This is a genomic window from Salinifilum ghardaiensis (assembly GCF_054491345.1).
Genome location: NZ_CM137101.1, coordinates 2290700 through 2312222, shown reverse-complemented (window position 1 = coordinate 2312222; position 21523 = coordinate 2290700). Strand labels below are relative to the sequence as shown.

Here is a 21523-nt window from a genome sequence, read left to right as displayed (position 1 = left end):
TATCTGATGCAGGGCCGTATCGGATACCATGGGCGCCACGCAGAGAGGCGGGGCACGACGCCCGAGCACCGCCGCAGGAAAGGACACGCGGGTTTGAGCAAGAGCAGGCCGGCCACGCCCGAGACCGGCACGAGCGCCGCCCGGACGCGCGAGACCGCGCGCCGGGCCCGGACGCGCGAGCGGCTGCTGGACGCCGCCTACCGGCAGTTCTGCGCGCACGGCATCAACGGCACCTCCATCGAGGCGATCACCGACGATGCCGACTTCACGCGCGGCGCCTTCTACTCGAACTTCGGCAGCAAGGAAGAGCTGTTCCTGGCGCTCGTCGAACGCGAGCACCACGCCCGCCTGCAGGCGCTGCGGGAGGAGTTCCACGAGGCGATCGCCCCGCTGCGGCGCGCCGAGGGCAAACCCGAGCCCGAACTCATCGAGGAGGTCATCGCCGACCTGCTCGCCAGCCAGCCCGAGGCCCGCCAGTGGTGCCTGCTCAACACCGAGTTCCGACTGCTGGCGATGCGCGAACCGCAGGTGGCCGCGCGCTTCCTCGAGGTCAAGCACGCCTTCCAGCGGCAGCTCGCCGAACTCATCGACACGGCGATGGCCTCCATCGGACTACGGTTCTCCGTGGGGGCGGAGCAGCTGACCCAGATCCTGCTCGACCAGTTCGAAGCGACGATGCAGGACGCGGTGCTGTCCGGTGCGGACGATCCGGAGCGGACCGCGCGCGCCACCATCATGCGCACCCTGCCGCAGCTGGTGCACAGCCTCACCGAACTGCGCGACGACGAGAAGCGCTGAGGCTGCCGCGGACGCTGGGCAAGCCCGCCGCGGCCGATCCGGCACCACCGGTACCGGAAGTCCTCAGTGGACCTGCACGCGGGGCGCACCGCGCAGAACGACGGCGAACGACCGGTCAGCCCCGCCCTCCCGCGCTCGCGGGCTCGTTCACACCTCGTCACCGGCGGTGGAGCGCCTGCCCCGGCGCCCCCGTCCGCGGTGCTGCCGCTCGTGCTCGGCGAGCTGGTCGATCACGGTGGACACGGCGTTGCGGTGCTCGGGGCTGAGCGCGTGGAGGCGCCGCACGAGCCGCCCCTCCTCGGTCTCGCGCCGGCCGGTCGCCCCCTCGCTCCCCGCGCCGTCCTGGCGGGCCGCCTCGTCGTCGAAGAAGTAGCCCACCGGAACGCCGAAGAACCACGCCAGCGCCTCGATGTAGTTCTTGCGGGGGTTCGGCTGCTTGCCGTTGGCGAGCTGCTGCACGTAGGCGGCCGTCATCGCTCCGGGGTGGTCCTTGATCGCGGTTTCGATCTCCCGGTACGAGTACGGCCGCCGGTCCGGAGGGTGCACGGTCTGGATCAGATGGGTCAGTTTCTCGGCGAAACTCCGCTCAGACACTCCGTCCCGCTTCCTTTTCCCCGGTACCCCTCGGCACCGCGCCTGACCGGTCTTACCACGCGCCAACAGCTGTTGACGCGTCCATGGTACTCGGTCGCAGCACGCGCACACCGATCCGCGCGCCCGCGCGGCCACCGCACCGCGAGCACGGCGATCCCGGTGCGGCGGGGCTCCCGGTGCGGCGGGGCCCGCACCTCCCCGGGCTCCGGATCAGGGCTCCTGCCGGGGTACCTCGGTGCGGTCGAAGAAGCACCACGCCCACGTCTCCCCCGGTTCGGCCGAGGCGGCGACCGGATGGCCGGCCGCCGCGCTGTGCCCGGAGGCGTGCCGGCCGGGCGAGGAATCGCAGCAGCCGACGTGCCCGCAACGCAGGCACGTGCGCAGGTGCACCCAGTCGCTCCTGCCCGCGCGCAGGCAGTCGAGGCAGCCGGCGCTGCTCGGCAGCACCGGTCGGATCTCACCGGTGTGCGGGCACTCCGCACCGCTTCGCGGGGCGAAGTCGAGGATCACCCCGGGGTCGGGATGGCCCCGCCCGGCCTCTGCCAGTCCCAGGTGCCGCAGCACCGCCGAAGTCAACGGCTCGGCCACGGCACGCGGGGTGTCGACGACGCGATCGACCCCGGCCGGGGCCAGCGTCGGCGCGTCCGCCTCGTCGCGCGGGCGCAGCACGATCGGCACCGACGGTGCCAACTGGCGGATCACCGTGGCGATGTGCGCCGCGTCCTCCGCGTCGTTCTCGCAGATCACCACCAGCTGCGCGGTGTGCAGGCCCGCGTCGCGCAGCACGTGCTCCTTGACCGGATCGCCCCGCACCACGGTGTGCCCGGCCACTTCCGCCGCCGCGGCCAGGTCCGGGCCGAGGGTGGTCACCCGGACCGGCACGCCGCGGTCGGCCAGGGTGCGCGCCAGCCTCTCGGCCACCGGGCCCCAGCCGGAGATGAGCACCCCGGCAGCGGTGTCCCCACCGCCCGGTTCCGGTGCGGCCGCGGCCTCCCCTGCACCGCGGGCGGACACGGCGCGGCCCAGCCGGTCGCCGCCCCAGGCCAGTGCCGGAGTGGCGATCATGAGCACCACGGTAACCGCGATGAGCACCTGCTCACCCGCGGCACCGAGCCCGGCCGGGCTCAGCCCCGCCTCGCTGCCGGAGCGCTGCAGCACGAACGAGAACTCCCCGATCTGCGCCAGCAGCAGCGACCCGGCCAGCGCGGTCGGGAACCGCATGCGCACGGCCAGCAGCGCAGCCAGCGCACCGACCGCCTTGAGCACGACCACGGCCAGCGCCAGCAGCAGCACCAGCCACCACATCCGCGCCAGCGCGGCGAGGTCCAGCAGCATGCCGATGGACGCGAAGAACGTCGCGCTGAAGACGATCTGCAGCGGCAGCACCTCGCTCAACGCGTGGATGCTGTGCCGGGACTCGCTGACCACCAGTCCCGCCAGGAACGCGCCCAGCGCCACGCTGACCCCGGCCAGCGAGGTGAGGTACGCGGTCCCCAGGCCGATGGCGACGACCGCGAGCAGGAAGACCTCGGGCGAGCAGGTGCGCGCCACGCGCTCCAGCAGCGGCGGCATCACCTTCCGCGCCACCAGCAGCACCACCGCCAGCACCGCGGCGGCCGTGCCGAGGGCGCGCAGCAGTTCCCACGGCCCACCGCCGGAGCCACCGGTTCCGAGCAGCGGCACGACGAGCACCATGAGCACCACGGCGAGGTCCTGGAAGATGAGCGCACCGATCGCCGAACGGCCCACCGGTCGCGTCGTGCGCCCCGAGGCCGACAGCACCTTGAGCACGATCGCGGTCGAGGACAGCGCCACCAGGAACCCGGTGAACAGCGCGGTGCGCACGTCGACGCCGAACGCGGCGACCGCGGCCGCGGTCAGCGCGGTGGTGACCACCACCTGCACGCCGCCGCCGAGCAGCACCATGGCCTTGATCGCGGCGAGCCGCTCCAGCGAGAACTCCACGCCGATCGTGAACAGCAGCAGCATGACCCCGATGTCGGCCGCGGCGGTGACCGTGGCGGTGTCGGAGACCAGGCCCAGCTGGTGCGGGCCGATGAGCACACCGGCCAGCAGGAAGCCGACGATCGGCACGATCCGCAGCCGGACGCTGAGGTAGCCGATCACGCCCGCGGCGACGAGCAGCGCCACGACCGGCCCCAGGTACGTGGGGCTCTCCCCCGCCGCCAGCAGCACGTGCACCACTCCTCCCCCGCGGTTGCCGGACAGTGCACCGGAACACCCGCCGGGGCGCAAACGGCGCGGTTCCGCCGACCTCGAACCGACGAGCGAGGCCAGCGCCCGCTACTGGGCCGGCGTGGCGCGCGAGCCCCAGCGCCTCCCTGCCGCCCGCGGCCCTGCCACTCGGTAGGCTCAGGGCGACGAGCAGCGAGGGGAGCTCCATGTCCTGGAACGGAGACGAGTACCAGAGCCGGTTCGACGACCTGGCGGCGGCGGGCCACCACGTGCACGGAGAAGCCGACTTCGTCCTGTCCTACCGGCCCGCGAGCGTCCTCGACGCCGGCTGCGGCACCGGACGGGTCGCCGTCGAACTGGCCCGCCGCGGCGTCGAGGTCGTGGGCGCGGACGTCGACGCGTCCATGTTGGCCACCGCGCGCAGCAAGGCACCGCACATCACCTGGGTGCAGTCCGACCTGGCCGAGCTCGCCCTGGAGCGCACCTTCGACCTCGTCGTCCTGGCGGGCAACGTCCCGCTGTTCACCACGCCGGGCACCGAGGAGGCCCTCGTCGCCGGGGCGGCGCGCCACGTGGCACCGGGTGGTCGGCTCGTCGCCGGGTTCAGCCTCGACCGCGGCTACTCGCTGGCGGATTACGACGCGCACGCGAAGGCCGCGGGACTCACCCCCGCGGAACGCTTCGCCACCTGGGAGGGCGCGCCGTTCGCCGACGGCGCCTACGCGGTGTCCGTGCACATCCGCTGACGCGCTGCCGCGGGCGCACCGCCCCGGTGGCGTCGCCCCGGCGGGGCGCACCGCCGCTCGGCGGCAGCGGTGTGCGCACGTCCGATGCTCTCGAGGTGCGGTCCGACCGAAGCTGCGGCCGCGGGGGCGCGCACCTATCGTCGTCGGCACGCGACCGCGGCGAAGGGACGACGATGAGCGAGCTGACCACCGCACAACCGCCGGGCACTCCCACCTGGATCGACCTCGGCATCCCGGACCTCAACCGGGCGATGGACTTCTACGGGGCGCTGTTCGGCTGGCAGTTCGCCGTGGGCTCCGAGGAGGTGGGGCAGTACACGCTGTGCCTGCTGCGCGGCAAACCCGTCGCGGCGATCATGCCGAACCCCGACGAGGGAGCCGAGCAGTTCTGGTGGAACGTCCACTTCGCCACCGAGGACTGCGACGCCACCACCGCGCGGGCGGAGGACGCGGGCGGCACGGTGCTGGTCAGCCCGATGGACGTGATGGACCAGGGCCGCATGGCCGTGATCGCGGACCCCACCGGTGCCCAGTTCGGGCTGTGGCAGGCCGCGGCGCACATCGGCAGCCAGATCGTCAACGAACCGAACGCCCTGCTGCGCAACGACCTCGTCACGCCCCACGCCGCGACCGCACGTGATTTCTACGCCGCGACGTTCGGTTTCACGCTGGACGCCAACCCGGACATGCCGGACGCCGACTTCGCGTTCCTGCGACGGCCCGACGGCCACGAGATCGGCGGCATCCTCGGCGACCCGGCCGCCGGGCGTTCCCGCTGGGGGACGCTGTTCCAGGTGGACGACGCCGACGCCGCGGCCCGCCGGGCGGTCGACGCGGGCGGCGCGGCCGAGGCGCCCTTCGACATGATCTACGGGCGGCTCGCCGACATCACCGACCCGTTCGGCGCCGAGTTCCAGGTGGGCGCGCCCGGCGGCGGAAGCCGGTAGCGAACGCGCGGCGCCGGGCCGGCGCCCGCGCGGCCCTCAGCGCCTGCGAGCACCGAGGTCGAGGCGGTCCTTGATGTCGGCGAAGTGCTCCAGCATGGCGGTGCGCAGCTGGCGGGAGTCGCCGGCGCGGAGCGCCTCGACGATCGCGCGGTGCTGGGCGACCGTGCGGGCGCTGTCGGCGGCCGCGGGCAGGGTGAGAGCGTCCTCCGCTGCGTGGTAGGAGTCCCAGAACACGTCGACGAGCTGCCCCACCAGGGGGTTGTCCAGGCGGGCGTGGAGCGTCCGGTGGAACTCCCGGTCGACGTCGGGGTCCAGGTCGGTGCGCTCCATCTCGTCGCACAGGGCTGCCAGGTGGTCGAGGGTCTCGTCAGGCAGCGCGCCGACGAGCCGCTCGACCACGCCGACCTCGACCAGTTCGCGGATGTCGACGAGGTCGCGCAGCCCGCCCAGGTCCTCGGAAGACCGGTCGGCGAGAGCGCGGAAGGTCAGCGCGGGTGAGAGGGCGTGGAGGGGCGCCTCGCCGACGAAGGTGCCGTGCCCGTGGCGGATGTCGACGATGCCGAGGGCGCGGAGGGCCCGGACGGCCTCGCGGACGCTGTTGCGGGAGACGGACAGCTCCTCGATGAGCTCCAGCTCGGTGGGCATGGAGTCGCCGACGCGCAGTCCCCGTTCGTGGATCAGGGTGAGGATCTGCTCGGCCAGCGGGTCCAGGGCTGCCCGGCGGGGATGTTCACCGATCGTGCTCGTCATCTTCGAAAGCTCCCGTCGTCGATCCGCTCGCGGCTCTTTACAGCTCCTCGGCTGCGCTCTAGTGTACCGCCCAACATAGGACGTCCCACGTCCAACGTCCCCGATCGCGAGGTTCGTGGCCGGCGAGCGGGAGGAGGAGCTGTGAGCGAGGACGCGAGCGCGCACGTGCGCTGGTACCGCCAGATCACCGCTGCGCAGTGGAAGTCGTTCCTGGCAGCCTGGCTCGGTTACCTGCTCGACGGCTTCGACTTCGTGCTGATCACTCTCGTGCTGACCGAGATCAGCGAGACCTTCGACCTGAGCACCGTGCAGGCGGCCAGCCTGATCTCCGCAGCGTTCATCTCCCGGTGGGCCGGCGGCATGGCGCTCGGGGCGCTCGGTGACCGCTTCGGCCGGCGGATGGCGATGGTCCTCAGCATCGGGCTGTTCTCGGTGGGCACGCTCTTCTGCGGACTCGCTCCCTCCTACGGGGTGCTGTTCGCCGCGCGCCTGATGATCGGGCTGGGCATGGCCGGCGAGTACGGGGCCAGCTCCACGTACGTGATCGAGTCCTGGCCCCGCCACATGCGCAACAAGGCCAGCGGCTTCCTGATCTCCGGCTACTCGTTCGGCACCGTTGTCGCCGCGGGCGCGTACCAGGTCGTCGTCCCGGCGCTGGGCTGGCGTTCCCTCTTCTACATCGGACTCGCGCCGATCGCCGTCGCGCTCTGGTTGCGGCGCAGCTTGCCGGAGTCGCACGACTGGGCGCAGAACGCCGCGCACTCCAAGCAGCCGACGATGTTGAGCGTGCTCTTCCGCGGGCGCCGCGCACCGACCAACCTCCTGCTGGCCGCCGCGGCTTTCACGGCGCTGACCCTGATCTTCACGCGAACGGTCACCGAGCCGGTGCTGACCGGCGCGCTCGGCGTGGTGGCCGCCGCGGTGTTCGTGGCCTACATGGTGCAGTTCAACGGTCCACGGTGGCCGGTGGGCGTGATGGTGATGATCATCGTGTTCGCGGCCTTCCTGTACTCCTGGCCGATCCAGTCACTGCTGCCGACCTACCTGAAGTCCGGCCTCGACTACAGCGCGGCGGAGGCCAGTGCGGTGCTGTCCTTCTCGGGGCTCGGCGCGGCCGCGGGCTGCTGGGTCGCCGGCTTCACCGGGGACCGCTTCGGCACCGCGCGCGCCTACTGGGGCAGCCTGCTGATCTCGCAACTGCTGATCTTCCCCGTGTTCCTGATCGGCGGGCGCAGCCTCGTCGCACTCGGTGCGCTGCTGTTCGCCCAGCAGATGTTCGGACAGGGCATCGCCGGTCTGCTTCCGAAGTGGATCGGCGGCTACTTCGACGTGCACTCACGGGCGGCCGGACTCGGCTTCACCTACAACGTGGGGGCTCTGGGCGGGGCCGTCGCCCCCGTGCTCGGAGCTGGCCTGGCCTCGACGATGAGCCTGGGCACCGCACTGGCGGTGATCTCGTTCACCCTGACCCTCGTGGTGATCGTGCTCATCGGGATCGACGCCCCGACGCGGCTGCAGCGCCTGCTGCGGCCGGACGCCCTGCGAAGCCGTGATGCGATCGACGCCAGCGCGATGACCGCATCCCGCACAACTGCCAGCGCGCGGGACTGAACCGCGCGGCACGAACGAGAAGAACGAGGAATCCACAGTGAACGCCGAAGCACTGCACGGAGTCGTACCTCCGGTGTGCACACCGCTGAATCCCGACTGGACGGTGGACGTCCCTTCCCTGGAGCGCCTCGTCGACTTCCTCCTCGAGGGGGGCGTGGACGGCCTGTTCGCGCTCGGTTCGACCAGCGAGGTCGCCTTCCTGCCCGACGACCACCGCCAACAGGTCCTCGAGACCGTGGTGGCCCGCACCGCGGGCGAAGTGCCGGTGCTGGCAGGCGCCATCGACATGACCTCCCTCCGCGTGCTCGACCACGCGCGTGCCGCGGCGAAGGTCGGCTGCGACGGGCTGGTCGTCACCGCCCCGTTCTACACCCGCACCCACCCCGCCGAGATCGAGCGGCACTTCCGCACGGTCGCCGAGGGCACCGACCTCCCCGTCTACGCCTACGACCTACCGGTGTCGGTGCACACCAAACTCGACACCGACATGCTCGTGCGGCTGGCAGCCGAGGGCGTGCTGGCCGGGGTGAAGGACTCCAGCGGCGACGACGGTGCTCTCCGGCGTCTCGTCCTCTCCGCGCGGCAGACGGCTCCCGCCCCCTTCAGCGTGCTGACCGGATCCGAGCTGACCACCGACGCGGCGCTCCGGATGGGAGCGCGCGGTGCCGTGCCCGGCCTCGCCAACGTGGACCCCCGCGGGTACGCGCGGTTGTACGAGTACTGCGCAGCGGGCGAGTGGGACGCCGCGGCCGCGGAGCAGGAGCGGTTGATCGCCCTCTTCGGACTCGTCGACGCCGGCGAGGCAGCGCGGATGGGACGGGGATCCTCCGCCCTCGGGGCGTTCAAAGCAGCCCTGCAGTTGCGGGGGATCATCGACCACGCGACGACGGCGCCACCGCAGTTCCCGCTCGACGAGGCCGAGACCCGGTGCGTGCGGTCCCGACTGGAAGCGGCGGGATTGCTGTGACCCGCGCGGAACGGACCGACGCGGAACGCGCGCCCGCGATCGGCGTCGACATCGGCGGCACCAAGATCGCGGCAGGTCTCGTGGAACCGCCAGGAAAGGTGGTCCGCAGCGTGCGCGCGGCGACGCCGACCGCGGGTGGGCAGGCGGTGCTGGACACCGCCGCGACCCTGATCGGCGACCTGGCCGCTGGTGGTGGCATCAGCGGGGTCGGTGTCGGCGCGCCGGGGATCATCGACCCCGTCGAGGGCGTGGTGCGCTCGGCCACCGACACCGTCCCCGGCTGGGCCGGGGTAGCAGTGCGCGCCGGCCTGCAACGGCGCACCGGTCTTCCTGCCGCCGTGGACAACGACGTGCGCGTGATGGCTCTCGGAGAAGCCGCCGCCGGAGCCGGTCGGGACCGCGCCGAAGCCCTGCACCTGTCGGTCGGCACCGGGATCGGCGGGGCCCTGCTGCGCAACGGCCGGCTGGTGCGCGGCGGTCACGGCAGCGCGGGGGAAGTCGCGCACGTGCTGGTCCCGGCCCGGGGGCGGATCCCGTGCGGTTGCGGGCGCCGGGACCACCTCGAAGCGGTGGTGGCCGGGCCCGCCATCGCCGCCGACTACGCGGCCCGTTGCGGCGCTGCCGACGTCCCCGGTCTGCCGGAGGTGGCCAGCAGGATGCGCGCCGGTGACGAGGACGCGCGCACCGCGATCACCAGTGCGGCCACCCTGCTGGGGCGATGCCTCGCGGGGATGGCCACCGCGTTCGACCTCGACGCCGTGATCCTCGGCGGGGGTGCCGCCCAGATCGGCGCGGAGTTCCTGCACCCGCTGTCGAACGCCCTGCGGGCCGAGGTCCGCCCGCCCGGCCGAGCGATACCGGTGCATCCCGCGCAGCTCGGCACGGACGCTCCGATCATCGGTGCCGCCCTGCTCGCACGCGAAACGCCCGCGGAGAGGACATGATGGACTCGTCCACACCAGACCGGGGGAGGACGCTGCAGCGTCTTCTGCAGCACATCGGCCAGCGCTTGGTCGTCTCCTGCCAAGCGGGCAGCGATCACGCGCTGCGCGACACGAGCACCGTGGTGCGGATGGCCCGCGCCGCGGAGGACGGAGGTGCGGCCGCGATCCGCTGCGGAGGGGTCGGCGGAGCCGCGGACGTCGCTGCGATCGCGCAGGCCGTGCGCGTCCCGGTGATCGGGCTGACCAAGGACGGCACCGACGGCGTCTACATCACCCCGACCGTGCGGGCTGCGCTGTCCGTCGTCGAGAGCGGAGCCGACGTGGTCGCCGCCGATGCCACCGACCGCCCCCGTCCCGACGGTGCGGTCTTCGGTGACACCGTCCGGGCAGTGCACGGTGCCGGGCGACTGGTGATGGCCGATGTGTCCACGTTGGACGAGGGGATCGCGGCCGCCGAGGCCGGGGCCGACCTGATCGCGACCACCCTTTCCGGGAACATCGCACCGCAGCCCCGGCCGCGCGCACCCGATCTCGACCTGGTCGCGCACCTGCGCAGAACCCTTCCCGACATCCCCGTCGTCGCCGAAGGACGGTACTACCACCCGCGCGATGCGGCCGCGGCCGTGTCAGCCGGAGCGACCGCCGTCGTCGTCGGCACGGCCATCACCGACCCCACCTGGATCACGAGCCGGTTCGCGGCGGGGCTGGGGCTCGCGCACGGCGATGACGCGGTGCCGCCCGAGCGGTGATCCCCCGCGGGGGAGCGCCCGCGGCGGCTCCGCCCGGAGCGCCGCCGGCCGCGCTCGCCGCGATCAGGCCGAGGTGCGCACGACCAGCTCCGGGGCCACCGCGATGCGCCGGTCGGCTCGCCCCTCCGAGAGCATCCGGACCGCCTCGGCGGCGATCTGCTCCTGCGGTTGGCGCACCGTGGTCAGCTGCGGCTGCGCCAGCTCCGCGTACGGGATGTCGTCGAAGCCGGTCACGCGGACGTCGTCCGGCACCCGCACACCGCGCCGGTTCAGGGCGCCCAGCACGCCGAGCGCGATGGTGTCGTTGCCGCAGACGATCGCGTCGGCGAGCCCCTCGGCCAGGAGCTGTTCCGCGGCCCGCTCGCCCCACTCCTTGCTGAAGTCTCCCAGCAGGACGGCGTCACCGGAGTCCCCGGCCGCGCGCCGGTACCCGTCGAGCCGGGCCTGCGCGGCCGAGTCGGTGGGTTGCGCGCCGACGAACACGAGCCGCTCGGCGTCGACCGCGGTGAGGTGCTGCAGGGCCTGGACGATGCCCGCCTCGCTGTCCACGCCGACCCAGCTGCCGCTGAAGCCGTCCACCCGCAGGTCGAGCTGCACGACGGGGACCCGCGCGGCGGCGGTCCGCACGGCCTCGGCGCTGCGCTGCCGGTGGCACGGGATCATGATCAGCGCGTCGACCCGGCGGTCCAGCAGGGCGCGGACCTGGCGCTGCTCCGTCTCCGGTTCGTAGTGCGAGTTCGCCAGCAGCAGGCTGCGCCGCCCACCGTGCAGTTGCTCCTCCACGGACTCGACGAGCGTGGCGAAGAAGGGGTTGGCGATGCCCGGCACGACCATGCCGATGGTGTGCGTGGTCCTGCTGCGCAAGGCGGCGGCGACGACGTCCGGCTCGTAGTCGAGCTCGCGCGCGGCCGCGCGGACCTTCTCCCGGTTCTCGGCGCGCACGCCGCGCTGACCGGACAACGCGCGCGAGGCCGTGGCCACGGACACCCCGGCCCGCGCCGCGACATCGTGGATGTTGACGGTCACTCCACTCCCCTCGTCGGCTTCCCGCTTCCACCACCGTAATCGATTTCTTACGGGAAAAGCTCTTGACGCTCCCAATTTCGTCGGTCATCGTCACTCGTTGCGGAAAACGATTACACCTTCGTTCCCGCCGGATTGACGAGAGTGGAGCGCACATGGCCGACGACGCGCCCCCGGGGCACCTGGAGCTGACCGGGGTCTCCAAGGCCTACCCGGGCGTGCGCGCGCTGGACGCGGTCGACTTCGACCTGCGCCCCGGCGAAGTGCACGTGCTGCTCGGCGAGAACGGCGCGGGCAAGAGCACGCTGATCAAGATCATGGCGGGGGTGCACCAACCGGACACCGGCGACGTGCGCGTCGACGGCCGAGCGGTGCGGCTGCACGGGCCCCGCGACGCCGAGCGGCTCGGGATCTCCACCATCCACCAGGAGATGGCCCTGGTCCCGCAGCTGACCGTCGCGGAGAACATCTACCTCGGCCGACCCCCGCGCCGGTTCTGGGGCGTCGACCGCGCCCGGATGCGGCGGCAAGCCCGCGAGCTCGTCGAGCGCACGGGTCTGGACCTCGACGTCGACGCGGTGGTCGGCGATCTCGGAGTGGCGCAGCGCCAGACCGTGGAGATCGCCAAGGCGCTGAGCCTGGACGCGCGGTTCCTGATCATGGACGAGCCGACCGCCGTGCTCAGCCGCGGCGAGGTGGAGCGGCTGTTCGGCATCGTCCGGAACCTCACCGGCAGCGGGGTCGGCGTCGTGTTCATCTCGCACCTGCTGCACGAGGTGGCCGAGATCGGCGACAGGGTCACGGTGCTGCGCGACGGGGCCAAGGTGGACGAGGCACCCGCCGGTACCGACCCGGACGAACTGGTACGGCTGATGGTCGGCCGCTCCGTCGACCAGCAGTACCCGCCGCGGGAGGCGGAGATCGGCGAGGTGCGGCTGGAGGTGCGGGACCTGGCCGCGGACGGCGTGCTGGAGGGCATCAGCTTCACCGCGCGCTCCGGGGAGGTCCTCGGCATCGGCGGGATGGTCGGTGCCGGACGCACCGAGCTGGTCCGCGCGTTGTTCGGCGCCGATCGCTACGACCGCGGCGAGGTGCTGGTCGGCGGCAGGCGGGTCCCTCCGGGGGACGTCGCCGCCGCCCGGGCCGCCGGGCTCGCGCTGGTACCGGAGGACCGCGCCGGGCAGGGGTTGGTCCTGGGCACCTCGGTGGCCGAGAACCTCGGACTCGCAACGCTCTCCGAGCGCACCCGGTTCGGCCTGGTGGACCTGGACGAACAGCGGCGCCGGGCCGAGGAGTCGGTGCGGCAGCTGCGGATCCGGACCGCCGGCCCGGAGCAGCCGGCGGCCACGCTCTCCGGCGGCAACCAGCAGAAGATCGTCATCGGCAAGTGGCTGCTGGCGCGACCGCAGGTGCTCATCCTCGACGAACCCACCCGCGGCATCGACGTCGGCGCGCGGGCCGAGATCTACCAGCTGATCGGCGAACTCACCCGCGAGGGCACCACCGTGCTCGTCGTCTCCAGCGACCTGCCCGAGCTGCTCGGGCTCAGCGACCGGGTGCTGGTGCTGGCGGACGGACGGCTGCGCGGGGAACTGGACGGTGCCGAGGCGACCCAGGAGCGCGTCCTGGCGCTGGCCGTCTCGGCCGGGAACGCACGAGGGGGAAGCGATGGCTGACAACGAGGTCGGCGCACGGCCGCGCCGGCCGGTGGCGCTCGGGCGCGCCGGCGGACCGCTCGGGGGCCTGCTCGCGCTGGTGGTGCTGCTGGCGCTGTTGTCGCCGGACTTCCTCACGGCGAACAACCTGCTCAACGTCGGCGTGCAGGCGTCGGTGGTCGCGGTGCTCGCCTTCGGGCTGACGTTCGTGATCGTCAGCGGGGGCATCGACCTGTCCGTGGGCAGCGTCGCCGGCCTGGCCGGGATCGTCGCGGGGTGGGCGATGAGCGGCCTGGGCCTGCCGCTGTGGTTGGCGATCCCCTGCGGCCTGGCGGCGGGCGGAGCGGCCGGGTTGGTCAGCGGCGTGCTGGTGACCGCCGGTCGCGTTCCTCCGTTCATCGCCACGCTGGCGATGCTGACCATGGCGCGGGGGCTGGCGCTGGTGATCGCCGACGGCCGTCCGATCACGATGGACGGCTGGTTGGCCGGCCTGGGCAGCGGCGAGCTGTTCGGGGTCGTGCCGTACCCGGTGCTGGTGATGCTGGCGATCGGGGTGATCACCGCGTTCGTGCTGCGCCGCACGTACGCGGGGCGCGCGATGTACGCGATCGGCGGCAACGCCGAGGCGGCGCGGCTCTCCGGCATCAAGGTGACGCGCCAGCGGTTGCTGATCTACGCGCTGTCCGGACTCTTCGCCGCGGTGGCCGGCATCCTGCTGACCGCGCGGCTGGCCTCGGCGCAGCCCGAGGCGGGAACCGGCTACGAGCTGGACGCGATCGCCGCGGTGGTCATCGGTGGGGCGAGCCTCGCCGGTGGCGTCGGCTCGGCGCTGGGCACGTTCGTCGGGGCGCTGATCCTCGCGGTGCTGCGGAACGGGTTGAACCTGCTGGACGTTTCGGCGTTCTGGCAGCAGGTCGCGATCGGCGCCGTCATCGCTGCCGCGGTGCTGTTCGACACGCTGCGCCAGCGGCGCCGCTCGGGCGGCGGGCGTCCCGCGCTGCGCACCCCGGCGTTGCGCCGGGGCGTGGCGGTGGTGACCGCGTTGCTCGTCGCGGGGGCCGGCTGGGCCGTGCTCGAGCGGCAGAACGCGGCGGACGACGAGCGGCCGACGATCGCGCTGTCGCTGTCCACCCTGAACAACCCCTTCTTCGTCGACGTCCGCGCCGGGGCTCGGGCCGAGGCGGAGCGCCTCGGGGTCGAGCTCGTGGTCAACGATGCCGGGGAGGACGCCTCGCAGCAGGCCAACGCGGTGCAGAACGCGATCGCGCGGAACGCGGACGCGATCGTCGTCAACCCCGTCGACTCCGATGCCGTGGTGCCGTCGGTGCAGGCCGCGAACGACGCGGAGATCCCGGTCATCGGTGTGGACCGCGCGCCCAGCGACGGCACCGTCGTCACCACCGTCGCTTCGGACAACGTCACCGGTGGGCGGCTCGCCGCGCAGCAGCTCGCCGAGCTCGTAGGGTCCGGCCCGGTCGCGGTGCTGGAGGGCCAACCGGGGACGTCGGCGGCGCGGGAACGCGGCGAGGGCTTCACCCGGGAGATCCGCGAGCACCCGGACGTCCGGGTCGTCGCCTCGCAGCCGGCGGATTTCGAGCGCGCCAAGGCGCTGGACGTGATGCAGAACATCATGCAGGCGCACCCGGAGGTCCGGGGCGTGTTCGCGGCGAACGACGAGATGGCGCTGGGCGCCACCAAGGCGCTCGGCGGGCGGGCCGGCTCGCAGGTGCAGGTCGTCGGCTTCGACGGCACGCCCGAAGGGCTGGCAGCGGTGCGGGCCGGCACCGTCAGCGCGGACGTCGCCCAGCAGCCGCGAAAGCTGGGCGAGGCCGCCGTGGAACAGGCCGTCCGCGCCGCCCGCGGCGGCCGCTCCGGCCCGGGAGAGCCGACGAGGATCCCGGTCCGGGTCGTCACCGAGGACACGGTGGGGGCGTTCCTCCGCGGGAAGTGACAACGCCGGACGAGGGCCCGCCGCGGGGACCGGACCCTGAAACGATGTCGATGCAGTATCGAGAGGTTCCTCCTCCGCGCGGGGCCTTGACCGCATTCGCGGCGATGAATGACGCTCCGCGCAATGACGGCCCCTGATCCGCAACGCGGGGCTTGCGACCGGGGAGGACACGCGATCGGTGACCGCAGCGGAGAACTCGGCCTCGGTCGTCCCGGGGCCCGGTCCTGCGGCACCGACCGGTGTTGCCTTCTGAGCGGAAGGTAGGGACGTGTCGTGGCACGAGAGATGTTCAAAAGCAGGTTCGCCTTCATCGCCGCCGCGGTGGGCATGGCCGTGGGAACGGGCAACGTCTGGAGGTTCCCCCGCGTCGTCGGCGAGTGGGGCGGCGGCTCGTTCCTCATCGCGCTCATCATCGCGAACCTGGTGTGGGCGGTCCCCCTCCTGATGGCGGAGTCCCTGCTCGGCTCCCGGTCCCGATTCGGCACCGTCGGCGCCTTCCGCGATTTCATGGGGCGGAAGTTCGCCTGGCTGGGCGGCTTCATGGGCTTCATCGGCGTGGGGATCCTCTTCTACTACTCCGTGGTGTGCGGATGGGCGCTGCGCTACCTCGTTTACGCGATCACCGGAACGCTGCGGTCGGGCGTGGACACGCAGGCGCTGTGGGACGATTTCAGTTCGAGCCCGCTGCAGACCATCGGTTTCCACGCCCTGTCGATCCTGCTGGTGGGGTTGATCGTCTACCGCGGACTCCGGAAGGGCTTCGAGTCGCTGCTGCAGGTCGTGATCCCCGCGCTGTTCGTCATCCTCGCCGTCCTCGTCGTCCGCGCGGTCACCCTGCCCGGAGCCGTCGAGGGCCTGCGCCACATCTTCGTGCCGGAGTGGGGCCGCCTCGGCGAGGCCGAGGTGTGGCTGCAGGCGTTCACCCAGATGGCCTTCTCCACGGGAGCCGGCTGGGGGCTGTACCTGACCTACGCTGTCTACATGCGCCGCCGCGAGGACATCGGGCTCAACGCGTTCGTCGTGTGCGGGTCCAACCTCATCGCCTCGCTCATGGCGGGAATCGCCGTGCTGTGCTCGGTCTTCGCGCTCCGCGGTGCCGAGTTCGCCGCCGAGGCCGCCGAAGCGGGCAACCAGGGCCTGGCGTTCATCTACTTCGCCGAACTGCTCACCCAGATGCCCGGCGGACCGTTCTTCGCCGTGCTGTTCTTCCTCGCGCTGTTCCTGGCCGGCATCTCGAGCCTGATCGCGATGATGGAGCTCGCCACCCGCAACGTCGTGGACATGGGACTGTCCCGCCGCAGCGCGGTGCCGTGGATCGTGGGCGCGGCGTTCCTCGCCGGCATCCCCTCGGCCTACAGCGTCGGATTCCTGACCAACCAGGACAACGTGTGGGGCATCGGACTGCTGCTGGGCGGGTTGTGCGCGGCGTTGGCCGTGCTCAAGTACGGCGTGCAGCGCGCGCGGCAGGAGATCGACTCCGTCAGCGACATCCGGGTCGGCCGGTGGTGGAACGCGTGCCTCTACGCCTTCCCCGTGATGTTCGCGCTGCTGTTCGGCTGGTGGATCCTGCAGGCCGTTGGCGAGCCCCAGTGGTGGAACCCGTTCCAGGAGTTCAGCCTCGGGACGCTGCTGCTGCAGTGGGGACTGGTGGCCGTGGTGATGCTGCTGCTCAACCGGTTCCTGGCCGGCCGGGTCGGCGCGGGACCGATGAGCCCGTCCCGAACCGGCGAGAGCGGACCGGAGAGCGGCGAACCCGGTGAACCGGGAGATGACCGGCCGGGCCCCTCCGACGAGAGCTGAGTCCCCGCGCCCCGGCAGCCGGTTCGAGCACCGCGGCCCGGGACGGGGACCGACCTGCTTGCCGAGGCCCTGCTCGTTCTCCACGTTCGGCGGCATCCGCGGGCACCGGTGTCGCGCCGGCGGCCCGCGGATGCGCGCGCGGCGAACCGGTCACGGCGAGAGCTCCTCCAACGTGCGGCCCTTGGTCTCCTCCGCGAACAGCAGCGTCACCAGCGTGCCGATCAGCGTGATCCCGCCGATGACGAAGAAGACGCCGGAGAGGTTCGTGCCGCCGGCGTAGATGGCGCCGACCAGGATCGGGCCGGTGATCAGGCCGAGGCGGTTCATCATGCCGCCCATGCTGCAGCCCAGCGCTCGACTCCGCGTCGGGTACAGCTCCGGCGTGTACAGGTAGAGGGTGACGTTCACGGCGAAGTTGAACACGGCCGCGACCGCCGAGAGCACCGCCAGCTGCGGAGCCGCGGCGGCCCCCAACGCGGCGAGGACCAGCAACGGCAGCGTCGTCAGCCCCAGCCCGAGTCCGAGCACGAGGCGGCGTCCCAGCTTGTCGACGGTGAGCGCGGCGGCGAGGCAGCCGAACAGCCCGGCGACCGACGCCGAGGTGCTGAACCACAGCGCCGTGCCGATCGGTAGGTGGTAGACGTCCCTGTACAAGGTCGGCAGCCAGGACGTGATGCCGTAGTTGGCCAGGTAGCCGACGAACCAGACCACCCAGACCACGAGGGTGCGCCGGCGGTAGCGCCCGGTGAACAGCTCGCGGAGCGAGCTGGTGCTGTGCTGCGCGGCCGGCACGGAGGCCGCAGGTGCTGGTGCGGCCAGCACCTGCCCGGTCGAGCGGCGCACTTTCCCCTCGATGTGCTCGAGGGACCGCACCGCCTCGTCGGTGCGGCCCCGGGCGGCCAGCCACCGCGGCGACTCCGGAACGCCCCGCTGCACCGCGACCGCTGCCAGCCCCGGGATCGCGGCGAGCAGGAACAGCGTGCGCCAGCCCCAGTGCGGAACGACCCACGCCGAGGCCAACGCGCCCACGGCCAGACCGGCCGGGAAGACGATCTCGTAGAGCAGCACGAACCGGCCGCGGCCCTTCGTCCGGCTGAGCTCGCTGATGTAGGACGCCGCGGTGGGCACCTCGCCACCGATCGCCAGCCCCTGGACGAACCGCAGGACCAGGAACGGCGCCAGTGAGGTGCTCAGCGTCATCCCGGCACTGCACAGCGCGGTGACCGCGACGCACAGCGCGATCACCCGGACGCGGCCGACGCGGTCGGCCACCCACCCGGCCGCCAGGGCGCCCAGGAGCATGCCGACGGAACCGACGGTGAACGTGGTGGTGACACCGGCCGCTGACAGGTCCCACTCGCGCGAGATCTGCGGCATCGAGTAGGCGATCAACAACTGGTCGAACGCTTCGAAGAAGGTGACCACGCCGATGACGAGGCGCACGGTGACGTGCCAGCGCGACATCGGCAGTCTTTCGAGTCGTGCGACGATCTCCTGTTGGAGCACGGGATCCGATGAGGCCGCGGTCGTCATGCGTCCCTCCTTCCAGGGACGGCCATGCCACGTGGTGGGAACGGTTGGCATGGAGGGGTGTTCGCCGGGTTTCCGGTGGGCCGTGCCCGACCGGTCTGCGCCTTCCGCACGAGTGCGGGCCGGTCCTCCCCGAGGACCGGCGTCAGCGGAGGTGGGCGTCCAGGAAGCGGACGGTCTCCTCCCACCAGCCGTGCTCGGCGTCGCGGGCGGGCACGACGACGTCCTCGGTGAGCGCGAGCAGCGGGCGGGGGTTCTCAGGCGGGGCGAACCCGAGCCACGGGGAGCGCAGCTCGCTGAGCGCCTCGGCCACCGACGGCGCACCGCGCCACGGTGCGGTCTCCACGCCGAGGGGCTCGTGGGCGACGGCCGCGGCGAACTCGTGCACCGCCGCTGCCCACGTCGCCAGGTGCCCGCCCATGCCGAACCCCAGCACGGCGGTGGCCCCGACCCGCACGCCCACGCGCTCGCGCAGGTGATCGGCCGCCGCGGTGAGGTCGGCGGCGAGGTCCTCGGCGGCCAGCAGCTCCATGGCGGCCCGCGCGGTCTCGGTGTTCTCGGGGCGGAACTCCTTCCCGCCCGTCTCGTAGTAGAGGAACGGTGCGACCACGACGCAGCCGAGCCGGGCCAGGGAGCGGCAGTGCTCCTCGACGGACTCGGTCAGCCCGCAGACGTCGTGCAGGACGATCGCTCCCGCGCGCGGTGTCCCCTCCGGGAACCGCACGAACAGCGGTGCGGCGGTGCGCAGCACGCGGCGCCTCCGGTTGGCCGGGCCGTGCGCGCGGTGGTGGTGTTCGATCAGTTCGGTGGGCATCAGGCCGCTCCTTCAGCTCGGCACGTGCACCGGCGGCACGAACGGCACCGGCATCGGTTCGAGTGCTGTCACGTCGACTTCGACCAGGTACGGCCCGCCGTGGTCGACCGCCTTCGCGAACACCTCGGCGAAGGAACCGGACCGGTTCACCAGCGCGTGCGGCACGTCCAGCGAGTGCGCCAGGCGGGCGAAGTCCGGTGTGAACAGGTCGACGCCGCTGCGCCGGCCGACGTGTTCGTCCTGCATGTTGCGCAGCACGCCGTAACCGCCGTCGTTGAACACGACCACGACCAGCCACGGCCGTTCCTGCGCGAGCGTTGCCAGCTCGCCGAGGTGCACCGCCAGTCCTCCGTCACCGACGAGCAGCACCGCTGGCGCCTCCGGACTGCCCAGCGCAGCACCGATGCCGGTGGCCAGGCCCTGGCCGATCCCCCCGCCGACCGGGAAGACGTTGGTGCTCGGATGCCGGATCTCCAGCAACCGGTTGCCCCACTGGCTGGACGGGATCGTCACGTCCCTGGCCACGACCGAGTCCGCCGGCAGGGTGCTGCGCAGGGCGTCGCAGATCCGGGCGTACGGGCCGATGGTCTCCCGCAGGTGGTGGCGCACCGCAGCGCGGGTCTCGCGGACGCGATCCCGCCAGGCCGCCTCCGCTCCGGTGTCGCCGATCTCGGTGAGCAGCCGGCGGAGCACCTCCGCGGCCTCGCCCACCAGCCCGACCGTCGCGGGGTGCACCCGCCCGACGGCCGCCGGGTCGACGTCGACCTGCACGTGGCGTTCGGGCAGTTCCAGGCCGTAGTGCCCGGTCTCGTTGGAGCGGAAGTGGGTGCCGATGCTCACCAGGAGGTCGGCCTCGGCCAGCAGCTCGGCGGCCTTCGGGCTGGTCGCGAAGTTGCCGATCACCAGCTCGTGGTCCTCCGGCACGGCCCCGCGACCGGAGTTGCTCGTCAGCACACCGGCGTCGAGCCGCTCGGCGAGCTCGCGGAGCGGTTCGCGGGCCCGCGCGCCCCCGCCACCGACCCACAGCAGCGGATGCCGCGCCTTCCGCAGGAGCTCCGCGGCGCGGTGCACCTGCTCCTCCGCCGCCGGTTCCGCCGGCTCGCCGCGCTCGGCCGCGCCGGGTTCGATCCGCTGCTGCGCGTACTGCAGGTCGATCGGCCACTCCACGCTGGTCGGCCCCGCGGGAAGCGTGCGGGCCGTGCGGACCGCTCCGCGCAGCGCGGACTCCGCGTCCGCGGCGGAGGTGATCGTGGTGGCGTGCTTGGACACCGCGGTGAGCATTCCCAGCTGATCGCGGGTCTCGTGGATGACACCGCGGCCCTGGCCGAGGTACGGGGAGTCGATCTGCCCGGTCACGTGCAGCACGCGGCTGCCGGCGGTCAGCGCCTCCACCATCGCCCCCGCTGCGTTGCCCGCACCGGTGCCGGTGCTGGTGATCGCCACGCCCGTACCACCGCGCGCACGGGCGTGGCCGTCGGCCGCGTTGACCGCGGCGGCCTCGTGGCGGACGGGGACGAACCGCAGTTCGCGGGACACGGCCTCCACCAGGGGGAGGTTGTGCACGCTGACGACGCCGAAGGCCGTGTCGGCCCCGTTGTCGCGCATAACCTGGACGAGCAGGTCACCGCCGTTTCCTCGATGCATGTGCAGTCCTTCGCGGGTCAGACGTGGCGGGCGATGCCGCCGCCGACGTCGAGGGAAGAGCCGGTGATGTAGGAGGCGCGGGGGGACAGCAGCGACGCGACGGCGTAGGCGACCTCCTCGGCGGTGCCCAGCCTCCCGAGCGGAATGCCGCGGTCCGCGGCCAGTTCCGCGCTCCAGTCGGTGAAGTCCAGAGCGGAGTCCGATTCCTCGTGGCGGCGCCGCCACTGGCCGGTGTCGATCAGGCCCAGGCACACCGAGTTCACCCGGACCGCGTCAGCGGCCAGGTCCGAGGCAAGCGTCTTGGTGAGGTTCAGCAGTGCGGCGCGCGCCGCCGAGGTCGCCGCCAACCGCGGCTCCGGCTGGCGGGCGAGGATCGCGTTGACGTTGACCACCGCGCCGGCGTCCGAGCGCCGCAGCCACGGCAGTGCGGCCCGGACCAGGTGCAGGACACCGCAGATCTTCAGGTCGAACTCGTCCCGCCACTGCTGCGCGCCGGTCTCCTCCGCCCTCGCCACCAGCGAGCGCCCGGCGTTGTTGACCACGCCGTCCACACCGCCGAACCGCTCCGCCACCTGCTCGACGAACGCCCGCACCGCGGCCTCGTCGGTGACGTCGCAGGCGGCGGTGTGCAGCGTGCCGTCCGCACCGCCGAGAGCCCGCTCGAGCCGGTCGCCGTCCCGGGCGCAGGCGGCGACGCGGGCGCCCTCGGCGAGCAGCATCCGCGCCGTGGCGAGTCCCACGCCGGAACTCGCTCCGGTCACCACCACCGCGCGGCCGGTGAATCCGAGATCCACGTGCTCCTCC

18 protein-coding genes are annotated in these 21523 nt (G+C 72.7%); 10 read left to right on the top strand and 8 right to left on the bottom strand.

All coding sequences use genetic code 11. From position 1 onward, the window contains the following. Positions 1-93 precede the first annotated feature (93 nt). The gene (locus tag ACVGV0_RS10605; protein ID WP_459159688.1) at positions 94-798 is read left to right on the top strand and encodes a TetR/AcrR family transcriptional regulator; all 705 of its coding nucleotides are present in this window, start codon (positions 94-96) and stop codon (positions 796-798) included. 147 nt (positions 799-945) lie between these two features. Here ACVGV0_RS10605 and ACVGV0_RS10600 read toward each other — a convergent pair whose 3' ends face one another. Together ACVGV0_RS10600 and ACVGV0_RS10595 are read right to left on the bottom strand one after the other, a co-directional pair. Continuing rightward, the gene (locus tag ACVGV0_RS10600; protein ID WP_459159687.1) at positions 946-1392 is read right to left on the bottom strand and encodes an XRE family transcriptional regulator; all 447 of its coding nucleotides are present in this window, start codon (positions 1390-1392) and stop codon (positions 946-948) included. A 210-nt stretch (positions 1393-1602) separates the two neighbouring features. After that, entirely contained in the window at positions 1603-3594 is a 1992-nt protein-coding gene (locus ACVGV0_RS10595) for a cation:proton antiporter domain-containing protein (protein ID WP_459159686.1), read from the bottom strand. A gap of 200 nt (positions 3595-3794) precedes the next feature. Between ACVGV0_RS10595 and ACVGV0_RS10590 the strand changes: the two genes are divergently transcribed. Then, positions 3795-4334: a class I SAM-dependent methyltransferase gene (locus tag ACVGV0_RS10590; RefSeq protein WP_459159685.1), complete on the top strand. Its 540-nt coding sequence runs from the start codon at positions 3795-3797 to the stop codon at positions 4332-4334. Positions 4335-4507: 173 nt separating this feature from the next. After that, a complete protein-coding gene (locus tag ACVGV0_RS10585; RefSeq protein WP_459159684.1) occupies positions 4508-5281 on the top strand; it encodes a VOC family protein in 774 nt (257 codons plus the stop codon). A gap of 36 nt (positions 5282-5317) precedes the next feature. Here ACVGV0_RS10585 and ACVGV0_RS10580 read toward each other — a convergent pair whose 3' ends face one another. Then, positions 5318-6031, bottom strand: coding sequence for a FadR/GntR family transcriptional regulator (locus ACVGV0_RS10580; RefSeq protein ID WP_459159683.1), 714 nt, complete (start codon positions 6029-6031; stop codon positions 5318-5320). Between the two features lie 141 nt (positions 6032-6172). Here ACVGV0_RS10580 and ACVGV0_RS10575 point away from each other — a divergent pair, with 141 nt between their 5' ends. Genes ACVGV0_RS10575 through ACVGV0_RS10560 form a run of 4 tightly spaced genes read left to right on the top strand, consistent with a single transcriptional unit; the run spans position 6173 to position 10302 of the window. After that, complete coding sequence (locus tag ACVGV0_RS10575) at positions 6173-7642, top strand: sialate:H+ symport family MFS transporter (RefSeq protein WP_459159682.1); 1470 nt, start codon at positions 6173-6175, stop codon at positions 7640-7642. Between the two features lie 37 nt (positions 7643-7679). Beyond that, positions 7680-8609, top strand: a complete 930-nt coding sequence (locus tag ACVGV0_RS10570; protein WP_459159681.1) for a dihydrodipicolinate synthase family protein — start codon at positions 7680-7682, stop codon at positions 8607-8609. Further along, complete coding sequence (locus ACVGV0_RS10565; protein WP_459159680.1) at positions 8606-9553, top strand: ROK family protein; 948 nt, start codon at positions 8606-8608, stop codon at positions 9551-9553. The genes ACVGV0_RS10570 and ACVGV0_RS10565 overlap by 4 nt, the downstream gene beginning before the upstream one ends. Beyond that, the gene (locus ACVGV0_RS10560) at positions 9550-10302 is read left to right on the top strand and encodes an N-acetylmannosamine-6-phosphate 2-epimerase (RefSeq protein ID WP_459159679.1); all 753 of its coding nucleotides are present in this window, start codon (positions 9550-9552) and stop codon (positions 10300-10302) included. The genes ACVGV0_RS10565 and ACVGV0_RS10560 overlap by 4 nt, the downstream gene beginning before the upstream one ends. A gap of 63 nt (positions 10303-10365) precedes the next feature. On the opposite strand, the gene ACVGV0_RS10555 is transcribed toward ACVGV0_RS10560, so the two are convergent. Further along, positions 10366-11328 carry a LacI family DNA-binding transcriptional regulator gene (locus ACVGV0_RS10555; RefSeq protein ID WP_459159678.1) on the bottom strand — a complete coding sequence of 321 codons (963 nt, stop codon included), beginning with the start codon at positions 11326-11328 and terminating at the stop codon, positions 10366-10368. A 152-nt stretch (positions 11329-11480) separates the two neighbouring features. Here ACVGV0_RS10555 and ACVGV0_RS10550 point away from each other — a divergent pair, with 152 nt between their 5' ends. The 3 genes from ACVGV0_RS10550 (at position 11481) to ACVGV0_RS10540 (ending at position 16731) form a co-directional block, all read left to right on the top strand. Then, positions 11481-13001, top strand: a complete 1521-nt coding sequence (locus ACVGV0_RS10550) for a sugar ABC transporter ATP-binding protein (protein WP_459159677.1) — start codon at positions 11481-11483, stop codon at positions 12999-13001. After that, positions 12994-14931 (top strand): ABC transporter permease/substrate-binding protein, encoded by a 1938-nt coding sequence (locus ACVGV0_RS10545; protein ID WP_459159676.1) that lies wholly within the window; start codon positions 12994-12996, stop codon positions 14929-14931. Before ACVGV0_RS10550 ends, ACVGV0_RS10545 begins: the two co-directional genes overlap by 8 nt. A 273-nt stretch (positions 14932-15204) precedes the next feature. Continuing rightward, positions 15205-16731, top strand: coding sequence for a sodium-dependent transporter (locus ACVGV0_RS10540; RefSeq protein ID WP_459159675.1), 1527 nt, complete (start codon positions 15205-15207; stop codon positions 16729-16731). 150 nt (positions 16732-16881) lie between these two features. Here the strand turns inward: ACVGV0_RS10540 and ACVGV0_RS10535 are convergent, their stop codons facing one another. The 4 genes from ACVGV0_RS10535 to ACVGV0_RS10520 form a co-directional block, all read right to left on the bottom strand. Continuing rightward, positions 16882-18264, bottom strand: a complete 1383-nt coding sequence (locus ACVGV0_RS10535; protein WP_459159674.1) for an MFS transporter — start codon at positions 18262-18264, stop codon at positions 16882-16884. A 142-nt stretch (positions 18265-18406) separates the two neighbouring features. Continuing rightward, positions 18407-19075: a dienelactone hydrolase family protein gene (locus tag ACVGV0_RS10530; RefSeq protein ID WP_459159673.1), complete on the bottom strand. Its 669-nt coding sequence runs from the start codon at positions 19073-19075 to the stop codon at positions 18407-18409. Between the two features lie 12 nt (positions 19076-19087). After that, positions 19088-20719 (bottom strand): thiamine pyrophosphate-binding protein, encoded by a 1632-nt coding sequence (locus ACVGV0_RS10525; protein WP_459159672.1) that lies wholly within the window; start codon positions 20717-20719, stop codon positions 19088-19090. Positions 20720-20736: 17 nt separating this feature from the next. Beyond that, the gene (locus ACVGV0_RS10520) at positions 20737-21513 is read right to left on the bottom strand and encodes an SDR family oxidoreductase (protein WP_459159671.1); all 777 of its coding nucleotides are present in this window, start codon (positions 21511-21513) and stop codon (positions 20737-20739) included. Between the last annotated feature and the right edge of the window lie 10 nt (positions 21514-21523).